The organism is Microbacterium yannicii PS01, assembly GCF_000304335.1.
Taxonomy (GTDB): Bacteria; Actinomycetota; Actinomycetes; order Actinomycetales; family Microbacteriaceae; genus Microbacterium; species Microbacterium yannicii_A.
Genome location: NZ_CAJF01000032.1, coordinates 24,397 through 42,421, shown reverse-complemented (window position 1 = coordinate 42,421; position 18,025 = coordinate 24,397). Strand labels below are relative to the sequence as shown.

Sequence of the window (18,025 nt, the reverse complement as noted above, 5' to 3'; positions counted from 1 at the left end):
TGTTCGTGGGCGTGTCGGCGAGCGAGACGGGGAAGGTCATCGGCAGCTTGCCGGACGGGTTGACGTCGCCCCACAGCAGGCCGGCCAACGCCGGACCGAACTGCTCGCCCGAGTGCCAGGCGTGCAGCACCGCGTCGACGTCGCCGATCCACGGCATCTCGACGGCGCTGCCTGCGTTGAGCACGGCGATCGTCTTGTCGGATGCCGCGGCCACCGCTGCGATGAGGGCATCGCCGTTCGCGTCCAGGCGCAGGTCGGCCAGGTCGGTCGTCTCACCCATCGTGTAGTGGCCGAACACGACCGAGACGTCCGCCTGCGCGGCCACCGCCGCTGCCTGGGCGGGATCGGTGCCGCTGTCGTACAGGACGGTGCCTCCGGCGGCTTCCACCTTCGCGGTGATGCTGTCCAGCGGCGCCGCGATGGCGTCGCAGTTGAGCGCGGTCCCGCGGATGAACACGAGGTACCACGCACACCCTGTCTTCGCGCTCACGCCGCCGGTGGCGACGGTCGAGGCCGTCTGCCCGATCACGGCGACCGTCGCCGCGTCGTCGGCGAGCGGCAGTGCGCCGTCGTTCTTCAGCAGCACGGTGCTCTCTTCGGCGATCTGCCGCGCCAGCTGCTTGTGCTCGGCCGTCGAGACGTCCGCAACCGGCGTCGAGGGCACGGGGTGATCGAACAGACCACCCTCGATGTACGACCTCACCACGCGGTACGCCGCCTCGTCGATCCGCTGCTGCGTGATCTCGCCCGCCGCGAGCGCGGCATCGAGCTTGGCCGGAGTGAACCAGATCGGCCGGTTGAGCTCCTGGTCGAGTCCGGCGTTGAGCGACTGGGCGGTCGAGTGCACCGACCCGAAGTCGCTCATGACATAGCCCTCGAAGCCCATCTGGTCGCGGACGCTCGTCGTGAGGATGTCGTTCTCGCACGCGTAGACGCCGTTGACCTGGTTGTACGAGCACATGATGCTGCCGGGATCGCTCTCCTTCACGGCGATCTCGTACGGCAGTTCGTACACCTGACGGAGGGTGCGCTCGTCCATGTTCGACGAGCTCTCCTCCCGGTCGGTCTCCTGCTCGTTCGCGACGTAGTGCTTGAGGTTGGCGACGACGGGCTTGCCGTCCTCGCGGTTCTCGAGGCCGCGCACGTTCGCGGCGGCCATCAGGCCGGACAGCAGGGGGTCCTCGCCGAAGTACTCCGATCCGCGACCCGACAGCGGAGTGCGGCCGCTCGCGATGCCGGGGCCGAGCACGACGGCGCTGCGCTTGTCGAACGACTCTCGGCCGTGCGCCTCGGCCTTCTGCTGGCCCAGAGCCAGATCCCACGTCGCCGCGACGGCGATCGGACCGGGCCACGCGGTGGTCCCGCGGCTGCCGTACACGCCGTCCGGTCCGTTGGCGTAGATCACGGTGGGCGTGCACTCGACCTGGGCGGGATAGACGACGTCGCCCGACCACGTCGTCTGCTGCGGGCTGTTGGCCGGCTGCTCCACCAGCCAGCGGTACTTCTGGTGCTGGCTGCTGGCGGCCAGCAGCGCCTGGGCGCGCTCGTCGGCGGACTTCGCGGTGTCCATCCAGGGAACCGTCGCGCAGTCGGCGGCCGCGGCGGGTGCCGCGATGGCGACCACACCGCCCGCGGCCAGCATCACCGCGCCCATCAGCAGGGCGGTGAGGCGCCGCCGTGTTCGCGGCGGGCGGCCTTCCGGATTTCTCTCGAGCAACGTCATCGTCGATCCCTCTCCGTTGAGGTGCGCGGTCCGTAGACCGCTCTACGCTCTGTAGACCGCTCTACGGTGACACGATTCATTCGCGGGGTCAAGAGTTCCGATCCGACTCCTGGGTCTCGACGTCAATCCCCTCCCGAGGTGTGACGCAGGGGCCTAGCGTGAAGACATGAGCGACGATCGAGCACCGCAGGAATCCGGGGACCAACCCGCCGACGACAGCCCCACCGGCGGTGACGAGACCACCGAGGAGCAGCTCGAGGCCGACAACCCGGCCGAGGAGGACACCCTCAAGACCCTCGACCCCGACGCGCCCCCGGCCTGACCTGGAGCCCGGGGCGTCGGCATTCCAGGCGGCCGCCGGCTACGCCTCGCGGGTGATCGTCACCTTCACGTGCAGGTGGCTCTTGAAGGGCCCCGCGTAGACGCCCCGCAACGGCGGCACGTCGCTGTAGTCGCGGCCGCGCCCCACGAGCACGTGGCGGTCGCCGATCTCGATGTTGTTCGTCGGGTCGAAACCCTGCCACTCGCCCGCGAACCACTCGATCCACGCGTGCGACTCGCCCGTCACGGCCACGCCCACCTCGGCGGACGGCCGCGGGTGCAGGTACCCCGACACGTAGCGCGCCGGGATGCCGACCTCGCGGAGCGCGCCGAGGGTCACGTGAGCGATGTCCTGGCAGACGCCCTTGCGCGCCTCCCACGCGTCACTCGCGGTGGAATGCACACCGGTGATGCCGTGCATGTACTCGACCGCGTCGCCGACGGCGACGGCGATCGCATGCGCAGCGCGGCCCGGATGCTCGTGCGTCGCCGCGATCGACCGCGCGAGCTCGGTCACCTCGGCGTGCGGGCGGGTACGGCCGGTCTGAGTGAGCTGCTCGACGGTGTCCATCGAGCGCTTGGACTCGCGCGCCAGGCCGTCCCACGTGATATCGATGTGCTCCAGGGGGCGCGGACGGACCTCGACGAGCGAACGCGCCGTGATCGTGAGCGCCGAGTGCGGCGAGAGCACGTCGAAGGCCGCGACGCGCGTGCCGAAGTAGTCCACGTACTGGTTGACGGATGTCGAGGGCTCGATGTCGAGCGCGGAGTTGAGCACGAACTGGCTGTCGGTCGAGCCGGGCAGCATGCGCGCCTCGTTGTACGACGCCGACACGTCCCCCTGGTACGAGAAGCCGGTCTGGTGCTCGATACGGAGTCTCTTCACGAGCGTCCCTCCCGCTCGCCGATGCGATCTGCCGGCCGCTGAGCCTGTCGCGGTCTCTGTGGTTCGACAAGCTCACCAACCGGTCGACGGGTCATGAGATCTCTCCGATCCAGCTCGGCTCGGCCTGCGTCGGGAAGAACCGGCTGCGGATGCCCTCGGAGGCCTCGCGCGTGACCGTCTGCACCCGCTGCATGTGCTGCGGCAGCTCGTTCAGGATCTCGGAGATCGGCCGGTACTCGAGGTCGTTGCGGATCTGGCCGAGGGCCCGCAGCACCGTGTTGGAGTGGCCCACGCGGTCGGCGCGCGGGTCGATCGCGCTCATGCACTCCTCGGACCGCTGGATCGAGTAGATGATCGAGCGAGGGAACAGCCGGTCGAGCAGCAGGAACTCGGCGGCGTTGCGCGCGCTCGGCATGCCCCGGTAGGTGCGCAGATACGCCTCGTACGCGCCGCACGAGCGCAGGATCGTCGTCCAGGACGGACCCGATGCCTCGGTGAGAGACCTGGTCGCCAGCATCCGCGCCGTCATGTCGGTGCGCTCGATGCTGCGTCCCAGCGTGAAGAACTGCCAGGCCTCGTCGCGACTGGTCGACGAGTCCACGATGCCCACCGCGAGCGCGGCCCGCTCGCGCACCCACTGGAAGAACTCGTGCACGCGGTCGGCCTGCAGGCGCCGCGGCATCCGTGCGTTCGTCGTGTTGAGGGTCTCCCACAGCTCGGTCGACACGATCTCGCGGGCGCGGCGTGCGTTCTCGCGCGACGCCGTGAGCGCGTAGGCGATGCTCGAGGGATTCATGCGGTCGACCGCGAGGCGGGCGAGCACGTCTTCGCGGCGCACCTGGTCGACGTCGGCGGGCGGCAGCGATCCCATGACGCTCAGGAGCGACCGGCACGCGGTGTCTTCGTCGATCCACGGGTCTTCCAGCAGCAGCTGGAGGTGCACGTCGAGGATGCGGGCGGTGCCGTCGGACCGCTCGATGTAGCGTCCGATCCAGAAGAGGGACTCGGCGATGCGGCTCAGCATGGCGCCTCCTCGCCCGGCTCTTCGGACGAGAAGGCCGGAGAGGCGGATGCCGCAGCCGCGCCCTGCGCCTGCTGCTGCTCCTGCTGCTGCTGCTCCTGCTGCTCGGTGCGGGTGCGCGGACGGTCCTGCGGAGAGTGTGTCGGCTCGGGCTGGCCGTCGTAGATGATCGGGATCGCGGCGGTGACCGTCGCGGCCTGATCCGCGACCAGTCCGGACACGCCCAGACCCTGCCCGTACTCCACGTGAGCGGGCGCGGAGCCGCCGATGACCCACGTGTCCTTCGAGCCGCCGCCCTGGCTGGAGTTCACGACGAGCTGCCCCTCGGGAAGGGCGACGCGGGTGAGGCCGCCCGGGAGCACCCAGACGTCCTCGCCGTCGTTGACCGCGAAGGGGCGGAGGTCGGCGTGGCGCGGACGCATGCCGTCTTCGACGAGCGTCGGGATCGTCGAGAGCATGACGACCGGCTGCGCGATCCAGCCGCGCGGGTCGGCGAGCAGCCGCTGCCGCAGCTTCTCGAGTTCGGAGGGCGTGGCATCCGGCCCTACGACCAGTCCCTTGCCGCCCGACCCGTCGACGGGCTTGACCACCAGCTCGTCCAGGCGATCCAGCACCTCCTCGAGGGCGCCCGGGTCTTCGAGCCGCCACGTGTCGACGTTCTTGAGGATGGGCTCCTCGGCGAGGTAATAGCGGATGAGGTCGGGCACGTAGGTGTAGAGCAGCTTGTCGTCGGCGACGCCGTTGCCCACGGCGTTGGCGATCGTGACGTTGCCCAGGCGCGCCGCGAGCATGAGCCCGGGAGCACCGAGCATCGAATCGGCACGGAACTGCAGCGGGTCGAGGAAGTCGTCGTCGACGCGGCGATAGATGACGTCGACGCGCTTCGGTCCGCGAGTGGTCCGCATGAAGACCTTGCCGCCCACGCACAGCAGGTCGCGGCCCTCGACGAGTTCGACGCCCATGAGCCGCGCGAGCAGCGTGTGCTCGAAGTACGCCGAGTTGTAGACGCCGGGCGTCAGCACGACGACGTTCGGGTCTTCGATGCCGGCAGGCGCCGACGCCCGGAGCGCCGCCAGGAGCTTGTTGGGGTAATCGCCCACCGGCCGCACCCGCATCGACACGAACAGCTCGGGCAGCGTCTGCGCCATCACTCGGCGATTGGAGATGACGTAGCTCACGCCGGAGGGCACGCGCACGTTGTCTTCGAGCACCCGCATCTCGCCGTGCTCGTCGCGGATCAGGTCGATGCCCGAGACCTGGATGCGCACGCCGTTGGCGGAGTGGATGCCGGCGGCCTGGCGGTAGAAGTACTGAGAGCTCGAGATGAGCTGGGCCGGCAGCACCTCGTCGCGCACGCAGTGCTGGTGCCCGTAGGCGTCGTCGAGGAAGGCCTCGAGCGCGCGCACCCGCTGCTTGACGCCGGATTCGATGCGCGACCACTCGTCATAGGCGATGACGCGGGGTACGGCGTCGAGCGGGAACGGCCGCTCCTCGCCGGCGAAGTCGAAGGTGACGCCCTGCGCGAGATACGAGCTCGCCAGCGAGTCGGTGCGCCCGCGCAGCTCCTCCTGGGTCATCTGCGCCAGCGCCTGATACAGCTCGCGGTACGCCTGGCGGGACTCGGCCGCCGCACCGGGGTGTGCCGGGTGGCCGAACATCTCGTCGAACGCCGGCGTTCCGGAGGGGGTCTTGCGCGGCGCCAGCGTCGAGCCGTAGCCGTCGAACAGATCACCCATGCGAAGAGCCTAATGCGGGGCATGTTGCCGCAGTGTTTCCGCGGGCGGTCCAGACGTACGCTTGCCCCATGGCTCCGGCCCCGGATGCGCGCCGCACCCCCACTCCCCTCGCCTGGCTGGCGGGAGTGGCGGCCGTCGCGCTCGGCGCCGGCATCGGCGAGCTCGCCGCCCGGTTCCTCGCCCCCGCCTCGAGCCCGGTCGGAGCCGTCGGCGGCGCCCTCATCGACATCGCCCCGCCGTGGGCGAAGGATGCCGCCATCACCCTCTTCGGCACCGACGACAAGATCGCCCTGCTGACCGGCATGGGGATCGTCCTGGTGCTCGCCGCGGCGCTCGCAGGGTGGCTCGAGGTGCGGAAGCCGCCGAGCGGAGTGGTGCTCGTCGGCGCCGTCGGCGCGGCGGGATCGGTCGTGGCCGCCACGCGCCCCGATGCCGGCGCGCTGTCGTGGATCCCGTCGCTCATCGCCGGCGCCGTCGCGGTGGCGACGCTCGCGGGACTGGTGGGACTCCTGCGCGGACCGGCCCCGGCGCGGTACGAGCCGCCACGCCCGGCAGCCGGGGCGGTCGAGGAGCGCGGGGCGGCCGCGGGAAGCGGCCCCATCACGGCGGCTCCGCAACAGCCGCCTGAAGTCCGGCAACCGAGCCGCCGTGCATTCTTCGCTTGGGCGGGGGCCGCCGCCGCGGGGGGAATCCTCGCCGTCCTCGCGAGCCAGGTGCGACTGGCCGGGTCGGCCGTCGTCACCGCCGCCCGGGATGCCCTGCGGCTTCCCGCCCCCGTCTCGGCCGCCCCGCCCGTTCCGGCCGGGGCGGAGCTCGGCATCGCCGACCTCGCTCCCGTCGTGACGCCGAACGGAAGCTTCTACCGCATCGACACCGCGCTCATCGTTCCCGAGGTCGACCCCGCCCAGTGGAAGCTTCGCGTGCACGGGATGGTCGCTCAGGAATTCGAGCTGACGTGGGACGAGCTCCTCGCGCTTCCGCTGGAAGAGAGCTGGACCACGCTGGCGTGCGTCTCGAACGAGGTCGGCGGCACACTCATCGGCAACGCCCGCTGGCTCGGCTACCCGGTGCGCGAGCTGCTCGCTCGCGCCGGCCCGACGGCCGACGCCGACATGGTGCTGTCGCGTTCGGTCGACGGATTCACGGCATCCACTCCCCTCGAGGCACTCACCGATTCCCGCAACGCCATCCTCGCCGTCGGCATGAACGGCGAGCCGCTTCCGCTCCCGCACGGATTCCCGGTGCGCATGGTGGTGCCGGGGCTGTACGGGTACGTCTCGGCGACGAAGTGGCTGGTCGAACTCGAAGTCACGCGGTTCGACACGACCCGCGCGTACTGGACCGACCGCGGCTGGTCCGAGCGCGGGCCCATCAAGCTGCAGTCCCGCATCGACGTGCCGCGCACCGGCCAGAGCCTCGACGCCGGCGACACCGTGATCGCGGGCGTCGCGTGGCAGCAGCACACCGGCGTCGCTGCGGTCGAGGTGCAGATCGACGACGGACCCTGGCAGGCTGCGACGCTGGCCACCGCCATCTCGGACGACACCTGGGTGCAGTGGAGCATGCCCTGGGCGGCGGCATCCGGAGAGCACGTCATCCGCTGCCGCGCGGTCGGCAAGGACGGAGCGCAGCAGACCCCCGAGCGGGCCGCACCGGCGCCGGACGGCGCCACCGGCTGGCACGAGCGCACCGTCCAGATCACCTGACGAGCACGCATTTCGTCGCCGTTGGCGCGTCCGGACACCGACGCCCGGTAGCATGCCGGAAGGCGGCTCCGGGGGGAAGAACGCCGCCTCATTGGGGGAGGTAGTCAGTGTCTGAGCCGCTGGAGGCGCTTGTCGCGCGCCTGTTGCAGGTCGCAACGATCGACGAGGAGTCCGGACGACGGCGGCTGCCGCCCGAGCGCGATCTCTGCGAAGCGCTGGGAATGAGCAGAGGCGCGCTGCGCGAACAGCTCGCCGTTCTGGAGCGTCTCGGCTTCGTGCAGCGGGCGCAGGGGCGCGGGACCTACCTCGCCGATCCGACATCCGAGTTCGTGAGCTCGTACTTCTCGCTCTCGCGCGCGCTCGGCCTGGTCAGCGACGAGGAGTTCGCCGAATCCCGGGTCATGGTCGAAGAGTCGATCGCCGAGGCCGCGGCGACGCGGGCGACGCCCGAGCAGGTCGCGGTGCTGCGCGCCGACGTCGATCGGATGATCGAGTCGGCCGAGTCCGGCGACGAGGTCGCCGCGCTGGAAGCCGACCTGGCGTTCCATCGGCATCTCGAACGTGCTGTCGGCAACTCGGTTCTGCGCCTTCTCCACGCGGGGCTGTACCACGTGCTCCGCGCCGACATCGCCGCCCGGCGCCGCGAACTGGCGCGGACGGCCGGGGGCGGCGTCAGCCGCTACGCCGATGACCGCGTCCACCACGAGATCGTCGATGCCATCGAGGCTCGCGATCCCGAGAGCGCCCGCCGCGCGATGCGCCGGCACTTCGGGGTCGCAGGGACAGACACGGCCGAGGCCTCCGAACCGGGCCGGCTCACGAACAGCGGCTCGGGAGCGTAGGCGTCAGCCTGCGAGCACGACCCGCAGCTGCTCGACGGCCCAGTCGAGCTCGGTCGCGCGCACCACGAGCGGCGGCGCGATGCGGATCGTCTGCCCGTGCGTGTCTTTCACGAGCACACCGCGCCCGATGAGCTTCTCGGCGACGTCGCGTCCCGTTCCGACCGCCGGGTCGATGTCGACGCCGGCCCACAGCCCGACGACGCGCACGGCCGTCACGCCCTGCCCGACGAGCGCGCCCAGCGTGGATTCGAGGTGCTCGCCGAGGAGCTTCGCACGGCTCTGGAACTCGCCTCCCTGCAGCATCTCGACCACGCGCAGCCCGACGGCCGCCGCCAGCGGATTGCCCCCGAAGGTCGAGCCGTGCTCGCCGGGCCGGATGACACCGAGAACGTCGCGGTCGGCGACGACGGCGGAGAGGGGAAGGATGCCGCCGCCCAGCGCCTTGCCGAGCAGATACACATCGGGGACCACGCCCTCGCGGTCGCAGGCGAACGTCTCGCCCACGCGGCCGAGACCGGACTGGATCTCATCGGCGATCATCAGGACGTTGTGGGCGGTGCAGATCTCGCGGACGGCACGCAGGTATCCGTCGGGAGGCAGCACGACGCCCGCCTCGCCCTGGATCGGCTCGATCAGGACGGCTGCGGTCTCGGGCGTGATCGCCGCTTCGATCGCCGCGGCGTCGCCGAACGGGACGCCCACGAATCCCGGCGCGAACGGACCGAAGTCCCCGCGCGCATCGGGGTCGTCGCTGAAGCCGACGATCGTGGTGGTGCGCCCGTGGAAGTTGCCGTGCGCGACGACGATGGCCGCGGCATCCGGGGCGATCCCCTTGACGCGATAACCCCATGCGCGCGCGACCTTGATGCCGGTCTCGACCGCTTCGGCGCCGGTGTTCATCGGCAGCACGAGCTCCTTGCCGCACAGTTCTGCCAGCGCCGCGGCGAAGGGGCCGAGGCGGTCGTTGTGGTACGCCCGGCTGGTGAGCGTGAGACGGTTCAGCTGCTCCTGGGCGGCGGCCAGCAGGGCGGGATGCCCGTGCCCGAAGTTCAGCGCCGAGTAGGCCGAGAGCAGATCGAGGTAGCGCTTGCCCTCGACATCCGTCACCCATGCGCCCTCACCGCGCGAGATCACGACGGGAAGCGGGTGGTAGTTGTGGGCGACGTGCTCTTCCTCACCGGCGATGATGCGGATCATCCCGGTGTCGAGGGTGGCGTGCGAGGGGGTCATGATGCTCCTGTCAGTGCCGCAGCTCGAGCGTGCAGCACTTGATGCCGCCGCCGCCGAGCAGCAGCTCGGACAGGTCGACCAGCACGGGGTTGTAGCCGCGCTCGCGCAGCTGGGCCTCGAAGCCCTTCGCACGCGGCGAGATGATCACGTTGCGGCCGTCGCTGGCCGAGTTGAGTCCGAAGACGGCCCCGTCGGCATCGGCGACGCGGATCGCATCGGGGTAGCGCTCGGCGAGGATCGCCTGGCTCGCCTCGTCGAACGCGCCGGGCAGGTACGCGATGTTGGCGCGCTGCACGCCGCCGGGTCCCTCGACGGGATCGAGCACCGAGATCGCGGTGTCGAGGTGATAGAAGCGCGGATCGACGAGCGTGAGGCTGACGACCTCCTTGCCGAAGACGTCGGCGAGCTCGCGGTGGCTGTCGCCGGTGGAGCGGAAGCCGGAGCCCGCGAGGATCGTGTCGCCGACGAGCAGGAAGTCGCCCTCGCCCTCATTGACCTCGACCGGCTCGGCGACCTCGAAGCCGTTCGCCCGGAACCACTCCATGAACGCGGGGCCCTCGGGCACGCGCTCCGGGAAACGGAACTTCGCGCCGTACGCGATGCCATCGATCACGAAGCCGCCGTTGGCGGTGTAGACCATGTCGGGCAGGCCCTCGATCGGATCGATGAGCTGCACGTCGTGGCCCAGCTCGATGTAGGTGTCGTACAGCTTCTGCCACTGCCGCACCGCGAGCGCGGTGTCGGTCGGGTTCGCCGGCTCCATCCACGGGTTGATGGTGTAGCTCACCGTGAAGTGCTCGGGACGGCACATGAGGTAGCGGCGGTGCTGCTGGATCCGCTCCGTCCCGGACGCTGAGCCCGTCTCGGTCGCTGATCCGGTTCCGGTCGCTGATCCGGTTCCGGTCGCTGAGCCCGTCGAAGCGGCGGTGGTGGTCGAGGCGGCGGGCGCGGTGTCGTGGGTGGACATCAGTCTCCTTGCGAACGTGCGGCGGACGCTGTCCAGAGGCCCGGCGGAGCTGCGGAAGCCGGCGACTCGGGCACGCCGCCCTCATTCTCTCACGCCTCCTGTGCAGAGCCTGAGATCTGCACGCTCTTATGCCGCGAGCACCACGACCTTGCCGGCTGTGTGGCCGGCGGCCACGTGCACAAGCGCGGCGGCGCTCTCGCCGAACGCATAGGTGCGCTCGATGACGGGCTGGATGCGGCCTGCCTCGGCCAGCGCGACCAATTCGGCGAGGATGTCGCGGTTCGCGACGGCCGCGACCGGCCGCAACCGCCGGCGCGAGAAGAGCGAGCGAGCGGATGCCGCGGCCAGCCGGCCGATCGGACCCAGAACCCGTCCGCCCTCGCCCGACACGAGTGCGACCGCGCCGCCGTCGCGCACGAGTCGCTGCAGCGCGCGCAGCGGAGCGGTGCCGGCGATGTCGATCACCGCGTCGAACGAGCCGTCCGGAAGCTCGGCCGACCCCGGCTGCACCCGCCGGTAGTCGAAGGTGCGGGTTGCGCCGAGGCTTTCGACAAGCTCCCGATTCGGCTCGCCCGACAGCGCCCACACCTCGGCGCCCCGGAGGGCGGCCAGCTGCACGGCGAAGTGCCCCACCCCGCCCGAGGCGCCGATGACGAGGACCCGCTGGCCCGCTGCGACGCGCGCCCGATCGAGCGCCTGCCACGCGGTGCCCGCCGCGATGGGAAGGGCGGCCGCGACGGCCGGGGCCAGACCGGCCGGCCGCCGCACCAGCCGTTTCACGGGCGCGATCGCAGAGGCGGCGAGCCCGCCGCCCGCGGGCAGCTCGACGACGATCTCGTCGCCGACCGCGAACTCCGTGACGCCTTTCCCGAGCCCGGCGACGGTGGCGGCGACATCCATTCCCCGCACCGGCTGCTTCGGGCGCCGCAGGCCGAACGCGAGACGCACCAGTAGCGGTTCACCGCGGAGCACGCGGATGTCGCCGTTGTTGAGTGCGGTCGCGCGAACGCGCAGCAGCACCTCGCCGGGTCCGGGAGCGGGGATGCGGGTCTCTTCGAGGGCGACAACATCGGGATCGCCGTAGCGATGCTGACGCCACGCGGGCATCGTGCCGGTGAGAGCGGGCGCGTCGTGAGGGGCTCGAGCGGTCATGTCATGCCTCCGGGTATTGGAAGACGTCATCGAGGCCGACCCCGAAGACGCGGGAGATCTGGAAGGCGAGCTCGAGCGTGGGCGAGTACTTGCCCTGCTCGATCGCGATGAGGGTCTGACGGGTGACGCCGATGCGCCCGGCCAGATCGGCCTGCGTGAGTCCCGCGGACTCGCGCAGCGAACGGATGGCGTTGGTGACGCGCGTGGGCTTGACCATCAGACCAGCCCCCGGCGGTAGGCGATGACGCTGGCGACTCCGCCGACCATCGCCGAGAGCGCGAAGCCGAAGAACATCGTGTTGGCGATCCAGAACCAGTCCGCCTCGACCGCGCACAGCACGATCACGCCGAGGCCGGCGATCACGAGGAAGGCCTGACCCACGCGACTCCCCATCCGTGCGATGTCGCGGTCGCGCTGGTCGGACTTGCCGACGCCCTCCGGGTCGAACATGCCGGCGAGGATGCCCCACAGGATGCTGAGCACGATGGTGGCAACGATGCTGCCGCCGATGGTCCACAGCATGATCGGGACCCAGTCGACCTCGGTGAGCGGGCCGCCTCCGGCCCGACTCAGCACGACGATGACATAGACGGTCATCCCGACGAGGCTGACGATGAGCCCCGCCCAGACGTTGCGCTCTTCGTAAACCATGACGACGACCCTCCGAGTAAAAGATTCTTTACACCGGAGAGTAGCCCCGCACGATCGGTTCTGTCAAGAATTCTTTACATGACACGATGGTCTGATGGTCAGCGACACCGCCGCGATGCCCTCGCCGTGAGCCGGATGCCGGCTTCGGGGTGACGCCGCGCAGACATGCGCCGACGCTCCCCCCATCCGGGGAGAGCGTCGGTGCATGTGCGTCCTACTGGAGCTGGAAGGTGTAGCTCGCGGTGTTGCCCGCGATGTCGAACACGACCATCTCGTTCTCACCGGCGACCGCCCCGAACACTCCGGGACGGATGCCGTTGACATCCGACCACGCGTTGTTCGTGAGGTCCTTCGTCACACCGTTGATGACGACCTTGTCGATTCCCACCGGGTCATGCAGCTTGTAGCTGATGACCGAGTAGGCATCACCGGCCGGCACGGTGAACTCGGCACCGTCCTTCACGGTCGCCGTCGGTGCGTCGACGTCGACCGTGAACGCGAACGATCCCGTCTGGGAGATGTTGCCCGCGCGGTCCTGCGCGTTGTAGCGCACCGTGTACTCGCCCGACGGCAGGTTCACCGTCGCCGTGTGCACACCGCTCTCGGCGCCGCCGATCGCTGTCTGAGTGCTCTGCACGAGAGTCGAACCGCGGTAGACGTTCGCCACGATGCGCTCCAGACCACCGAGGTCAGCGGCGTCGACTCGCAGGTCCACGGCCCCGAACGGACCCGGCGTGGCCGGCGAGACCAGGGTCGCCTCCGGCCGCACGGTGTCGGCGGGGAGGGTCTGGAACAGGCGCGGGGCGAAGTCGATCAGGTTCTTCTGCCACACGTCCCATCCGTGAGGCCCGACAGTCACCCCGTTGAACTCGTACTCGATGCCCAGCTGGTCCAGCACCGGGAGGGAGTTCATCACCGACCCGTAGGTGAAGTCGGTGATGTCGCCGGTGTAGAGCCGGTAGAGCTCCGTGCCGGCGTTGATCGCCGCCGCATCCACTCCGGCCGTGCCGCCGAACCCGGCCGCGAACGTCCCGATCCACGCGAACTCACCGGGGTGTGCCTTGAGCACCGAGACCGTGCGCGCACCACCGGCCGAGAGCCCGGCGAGCGCGCGCTTGGCGGGATTGCTGCTGACGTTGTAGCGCTCCTCGGTCACCGGCACGACGTTCTCGAGCAACTCCCGGGGGTAGTCGCTGACATTGCCGTTGGGCATCACGACGACCATCGGCTGGATCGACCCGTCGTTGGACAGGTTGTCGAGGATCTGGCGCGCCCGCCCGACCTCGACCCAATCGGTCCAGCTCTGTCCGCCGCCGTGGTTCAGCACGAACAGCGGATAGGGCTCGGGGCGCTCGGCGTCGTACCCCGGCGGGGTCCAGACGTACGCGCTGCGCTCCTGCCCGGCGACGGAGCTCTGGTACGACATCACCTCGAGGTCGCCACCCTGCCCCTCCGGGACGTCCGTGAGCAGGCGCGATCCCTCGCCCTCGATGAGGAACGTGCTCCACGCCGGCTCGGACGTCACCTTCGTCGGGTTGGATGCATCCTTGACCGCCTGACGGTCGACGATGAGCCGGTAGTGGTAGAACTTCTCCTCGAGCGGACCCACCGTCGCGCGCCAGCGGTCGCCGACCTTGTTCATCTCCACTCGGAGCCAGCTGCCGCCCGGGGCCCAGTTCGCCCAAACCGACACGTACTCCGCGTCGGCGAAGTCCGTCGTGGTCTCGAACGTCACAAAGCCGTCGTCGGTGATGAAGGGGGTCGGCGTCGTGCCCGGAGCGGGCGGTTCGAACCGCTCCGTGAGGGCCGTGTGCCCCTCGCTCATGCCCGGGTCCGACGACGCTCCCGTGAACAGACGGGGCGCGAAGTCGATGAGGTTCTCCTGCCACGCGTTCCAGTTGTGTCCCGCATCCGGGTTCACGCCGTCGAACTGGTACTCCAGACCGAGCGCATCGAACTTCTGGAAGGAGTCGAAGACGTCGTTGTACGCGACGTCGGTCTTGTTGCCGACATAGACGCGGAAGAGGTCGGTGCGGTTGTTCATCTTCCGGACCGGGATGTCGTCCAGGTCACCGAAGCGCCCGGCGCCGAACGTGCCGATCGCGCTGAACTCTCCCGGGTGCTCGCTGAACACCTCGAACGTCTGACCGCCGCCCATCGACAGACCAGCCAGCGCGCGCTTGTTCTTCGAGGGCGACACGTTGTAGGTGCCCTCCACCGCGGGAACGATGTTCTCCAGCAGCTCCGCCGAGAAGTCGTCCACGTTCCCGTTGCCCATCACGACGAGCATGTCTTCGAGCTGACCCGACAGCCAGAGGTTGTCGAGGATCTGCTCGGCCCGCCCGACCTCCACCCAATCGCGGTAGCTCTGTCCGCCACCGTGCTGCAGATAGAGCACCGGGAGCTTCTTGCCCTTGGGCTTGTAGGTCGGAGGCACCCACACGAGCGCCTGCCGCTCCTCGCCGGCGACGGAGCTGTCGTACGCGAGCGTCTCGATCGTGCCCGCTTCCTCGGCGCTGTCGGCGAGCAGGGCCGCGGACTCACCGGGAATGAAGAACGTGCTCCACTCCGGCTCGGAGGCGACGCTCGTCGGGTTGCTCGAATCCTTCAGCACCTTGCTGTCGTCTCCGGTGACCTGGTAGTAGTACAGGCCCGGTTCGAAGGGTCCGTAGGTCGCGGTCCAGTTGGCGCCGCTGCGCTGCAGACCGATCTGCGCCCAATTGTGCGAGGGCCCGAAGTTGCCCTCGACGACGACCTGCGATACCGGTCCGACCGCTTCCTCGACGGCGGCGGCGGGGACCGCGATCCGCAGGTACCCGTCCTCCTGGACGGCGATCCAGGGATCGGCGGCGGCCGCGGGGGCGGCAGCCGCGAGACCGGTCAGGGCGACGAGTGCGGCTGTGACCAGCGCGACGACCCGTCTCGACCTGCCGGACCGGCGAGGACGCCGGCTCTCGGATGTGATCTGCATCGATTCCTCATCTCGTGTGATTCAACGACCGGCGAGGGCGCGAGGCCCGCGGGCCGAGGTGCGAAGACGGGGCAGCGGCGATGCTGCTTTACAACGTAGTAATTCCCGTCGGCCCCACTGTTGCAGACGTGATCGTTAGCGGTCAAGGAAAAATGTACAACGTCGTAAATCAGCGTCCGACGCAACGATCATGTGGTCGAGGCTCGTCACGCGAGGGCGACGGCGAGCGGCCCGGCCGTGGAATCGCGGATCACGAGCCGCGTCGCGAGCTCGATCCGCGTCACGTCGGGCTGCGGGTCGTCCAGGAGCCGCAGGACGAGCCGTGTGGCCTCCTCAGCCATCTCGCGCAGCGGCTGGTGCACGGTCGTCAGCCGCGGCCGGGCGAGTTCGGTGATGGCGAGATCGTCGAATCCCACCACCGACAGCTGCTCCGGAACGCTCACCTCCAGAGCGGCCGCCGCGTGCAGCACCCCAAGCGCCTGCGCGTCGTTGCCGGCGAAGATGGCCGTCGGCGGATCAGGCAGGCGCAGCAGCTCGGCTGCGTGCTGCTCTCCTCCTTCGCGCCGGAAGTCTCCGAAGCGGACCCACTCCGGCGCGACGGGGGTCCGCGCCGACGACATCGCCGCGCGATACCCGTCGAGCCGCGCGAGCGAGCACATCACCGACTCGGGGCCGGTGATCGCCGCGATGCGGCGGTGTCCCAGATCGAGCAGATGCCGTGTCGCCGCCAGCCCGCCCGACCAGTTCGCCGAACCGACCGACGGGACGTCCTGAGCGGGATCGCCCGCGGGATCGATGATGACGTACGGGATGCCGCGTGCTCGGAGCCTGCGCTGCTCCTCCTCCGGGATGCCGGCGAAGAGCAGGACGATGCCGGTGGGAGCGCGGCGAACGACGGATTCCAGCCACTCCGATCCCGGCGCGCGACGGTCGCCGCTGACCGAGAGTGAGACCGCCAGCCCCGCCTCGGCGGCGCTCTCGCGTACGCCCTCGAGGATCCTCAGTGCCCACTCGCTCTCGAGTTCGTAGAGGACCACCTCGATGTACTCGCGGCGCTGCCTGCTCTTCCTGCGACGGTAGCCGCTCGTGTGGAGATGCTCCTCGACGAGCGCCCGCGTGGACGACGACACATCGGACCCGCCGTTGAGCACCTTCGAGATGGTCGACAGCGACACCCCCGCCTGCGCGGCGATCTCGCTGAGGGTCACGCGCTGGGTTCGTGCCATCACCTCACCCCAATCGTGCTCCGGAGGATCCGCGCCGGCCGCTCAGTCGAGAGTCAGTGCCGTCCATGACACCGGAGGAAGAGTGATCCTGATCGTCCCCTCCCCTACCTCGATAGACGTGTTCGCGCGGGGCGTCACGCGCTCCGGATCGCCTAGCGTGTTCGCGGCGTGGATGTCGTCGTCGAACAGCGACACCGCCTCGGCGCCGGCGACTGCGCCCAGGGCTGCCGTGTCGACTTCGAGGGTGACCTCATCGGTGAGACTCCGGTTGACGGCGAAGACCGTCGTCGGACCGCCGTCCTCGTCGCGCGTGGCGATCGCGTCGACGATCGGCACATCGCCGTACTCCTCGGTGGCATAGGTGGGGCAGTCGAGCTTGAGCTCGAGGGCCACCTGCCGAGCGAGCCGGCTCGTGAGGGAGAACGGATAGAACGTCGTCTGCCGCCAGGCAGGTCCGCCCGGCTCGGTCATGATCGGCGCGATGACGTTGACCAGCTGCGCCAGGCTCGCCGCCGTGACCCGGTCGGCATGCCGGATGAGCGAGATCATCAGGCTTCCGAAGACGACCGCGTCGAGAACCGAGTACGAGTCCTCCAGCAGTCGCGGCGCGACGGGCCACTCCGCGACGTCGGTGATCTTGTCGACCTCGTTGTAGCGGGACTGGTACCAGACGTTCCACTCGTCGAACGAGATGTTGATCGTCTTGTCGCTGCGGCGGACGGCCTTCACGTGATCCGCCGTGGCCACCACGGCGTCGATGAACCGATCCATGTTCACGCCCGAGGCCAGGAAGCTGCCGTAGTCGTCGCCCTTCGGCTCGTAATAGGCATGGCACGAGATGAGATCGACGTTGTCGTACGTCTTGCTCAGCACGACGTGCTCCCAGTGGCCGAAGGTCGGCATCTGCGCACCCGAGCTGCCGCACACGACGAGTTCGAGGCCGGGATCGATCTGCTTCATGGCGCTCGCCGTCTTCGACGCGAGCTGGGCGTACTCGTGGGCTGTGCTGTGGCCGAGCTGCCACGGTCCGTCCATCTCGTTGCCCAGGCACCACATGCGGATGTCGTGCGGCTCGGCGTAGCCGTTCGCGACCCGCCTGTCGGACCACTCGGTTCCAGAACGGAGGTTGGCGTACTCCAGCACGTCGAGTGCTTCCAGGATGCCGCGGGTGCCGAGGTTGACCGCGTACATCAGCTCGCCCTCCACCTTCTTCGTCCAGGTCGCGAACTCATCGAGCCCGATCTGGTTGGTCTCGGTCGAGTGCCAGGCCAGATCCAGACGCCGGGGTCGCTCCTCGCGGGGCCCGACGCCGTCCTCCCAGCGGTATCCCGAGACGAAGTTGCCGCCGGGATAGCGGATCGTCGAGACGCCGAGCTCGCGCACCAGCTCGATGACGTCCGTGCGGAAGCCGTCCTCGTCGGCCTTCTCATGGCCCGGTTCGTAGATGCCGTCGTAGACGCAGCGCCCCAGGTGCTCCACGAAGGAGCCGAAGAGACGTCGATTGATGGGTCCGATAGTGAAATGCGGGTCGATGGTGAGGTGTGCGCGGATCATTCTGCTCTTCCAGGAAGCGGGGAAGGGGAAAGGGGTTCT

At 69.6% G+C, this 18,025-nt stretch carries 15 protein-coding genes; 3 read left to right on the top strand and 12 right to left on the bottom strand.

Features of this window, described 5'->3' with window-relative positions:
- A partial coding sequence (locus tag WYM_RS20530) for a glycoside hydrolase family 3 protein (protein WP_019181827.1) occupies nt 1-1,723 on the bottom strand: 1,723 nt, incomplete at its 3' end.
- Nucleotides 1,724-1,889: 166 nt separating this feature from the next.
- Here WYM_RS20530 and WYM_RS22015 point away from each other — a divergent pair.
- Nucleotides 1,890-2,045, top strand: a complete 156-nt coding sequence (locus WYM_RS22015; protein WP_019181826.1) for a hypothetical protein — start codon at nt 1,890-1,892, stop codon at nt 2,043-2,045.
- Between the two features lie 39 nt (nt 2,046-2,084).
- Here WYM_RS22015 and WYM_RS15855 read toward each other — a convergent pair whose 3' ends face one another.
- From WYM_RS15855 to WYM_RS15845, 3 genes are all read right to left on the bottom strand, one after another.
- A complete protein-coding gene (locus tag WYM_RS15855) occupies nt 2,085-2,930 on the bottom strand; it encodes a transglutaminase family protein (RefSeq protein WP_019181825.1) in 846 nt (281 codons plus the stop codon).
- 91 nt (nt 2,931-3,021) lie between these two features.
- A complete protein-coding gene (locus WYM_RS15850; protein WP_019181824.1) occupies nt 3,022-3,954 on the bottom strand; it encodes an alpha-E domain-containing protein in 933 nt (310 codons plus the stop codon).
- Nucleotides 3,948-5,687, bottom strand: a complete 1,740-nt coding sequence (locus tag WYM_RS15845; protein WP_019181823.1) for a circularly permuted type 2 ATP-grasp protein — start codon at nt 5,685-5,687, stop codon at nt 3,948-3,950. The genes WYM_RS15850 and WYM_RS15845 overlap by 7 nt, the downstream gene beginning before the upstream one ends.
- A gap of 68 nt (nt 5,688-5,755) precedes the next feature.
- On the opposite strand from WYM_RS15845, the gene WYM_RS15840 reads away from it, so the two are divergent.
- Nucleotides 5,756-7,393: a molybdopterin-dependent oxidoreductase gene (locus WYM_RS15840; protein WP_019181822.1), complete on the top strand. Its 1,638-nt coding sequence runs from the start codon at nt 5,756-5,758 to the stop codon at nt 7,391-7,393.
- A gap of 107 nt (nt 7,394-7,500) precedes the next feature.
- A complete protein-coding gene (locus tag WYM_RS15835) occupies nt 7,501-8,235 on the top strand; it encodes a FadR/GntR family transcriptional regulator (RefSeq protein WP_019181821.1) in 735 nt (244 codons plus the stop codon).
- Nucleotides 8,236-8,238: 3 nt separating this feature from the next.
- Here WYM_RS15835 and rocD read toward each other — a convergent pair whose 3' ends face one another.
- The 8 genes from rocD to WYM_RS15795 form a co-directional block, all read right to left on the bottom strand.
- Nucleotides 8,239-9,465 (bottom strand): ornithine--oxo-acid transaminase, encoded by a 1,227-nt coding sequence (rocD, locus tag WYM_RS15830; RefSeq protein ID WP_019181820.1) that lies wholly within the window; start codon nt 9,463-9,465, stop codon nt 8,239-8,241.
- Between the two features lie 10 nt (nt 9,466-9,475).
- Nucleotides 9,476-10,276: a dimethylargininase gene (ddaH, locus tag WYM_RS15825; RefSeq protein WP_157525262.1), complete on the bottom strand. Its 801-nt coding sequence runs from the start codon at nt 10,274-10,276 to the stop codon at nt 9,476-9,478.
- 282 nt (nt 10,277-10,558) lie between these two features.
- Entirely contained in the window at nt 10,559-11,584 is a 1,026-nt protein-coding gene (locus WYM_RS15820; RefSeq protein ID WP_019181818.1) for an NAD(P)-dependent alcohol dehydrogenase, read from the bottom strand.
- A gap of 1 nt (nt 11,585) precedes the next feature.
- Nucleotides 11,586-11,801 carry a helix-turn-helix transcriptional regulator gene (locus tag WYM_RS15815; RefSeq protein ID WP_019181817.1) on the bottom strand — a complete coding sequence of 72 codons (216 nt, stop codon included), beginning with the start codon at nt 11,799-11,801 and terminating at the stop codon, nt 11,586-11,588.
- A complete protein-coding gene (locus tag WYM_RS15810) occupies nt 11,801-12,235 on the bottom strand; it encodes a hypothetical protein (protein WP_019181816.1) in 435 nt (144 codons plus the stop codon). Before WYM_RS15810 ends, WYM_RS15815 begins: the two co-directional genes overlap by 1 nt.
- Before the next feature lie 214 nt (nt 12,236-12,449).
- Nucleotides 12,450-15,206 (bottom strand): alpha/beta hydrolase-fold protein, encoded by a 2,757-nt coding sequence (locus WYM_RS15805; RefSeq protein WP_019181815.1) that lies wholly within the window; start codon nt 15,204-15,206, stop codon nt 12,450-12,452.
- Nucleotides 15,207-15,412: 206 nt separating this feature from the next.
- Nucleotides 15,413-16,432 carry a LacI family DNA-binding transcriptional regulator gene (locus tag WYM_RS15800; protein WP_019181814.1) on the bottom strand — a complete coding sequence of 340 codons (1,020 nt, stop codon included), beginning with the start codon at nt 16,430-16,432 and terminating at the stop codon, nt 15,413-15,415.
- Nucleotides 16,433-16,474: 42 nt separating this feature from the next.
- Nucleotides 16,475-17,986: an alpha-N-arabinofuranosidase gene (locus tag WYM_RS15795; RefSeq protein ID WP_019181813.1), complete on the bottom strand. Its 1,512-nt coding sequence runs from the start codon at nt 17,984-17,986 to the stop codon at nt 16,475-16,477.
- Between the last annotated feature and the right edge of the window lie 39 nt (nt 17,987-18,025).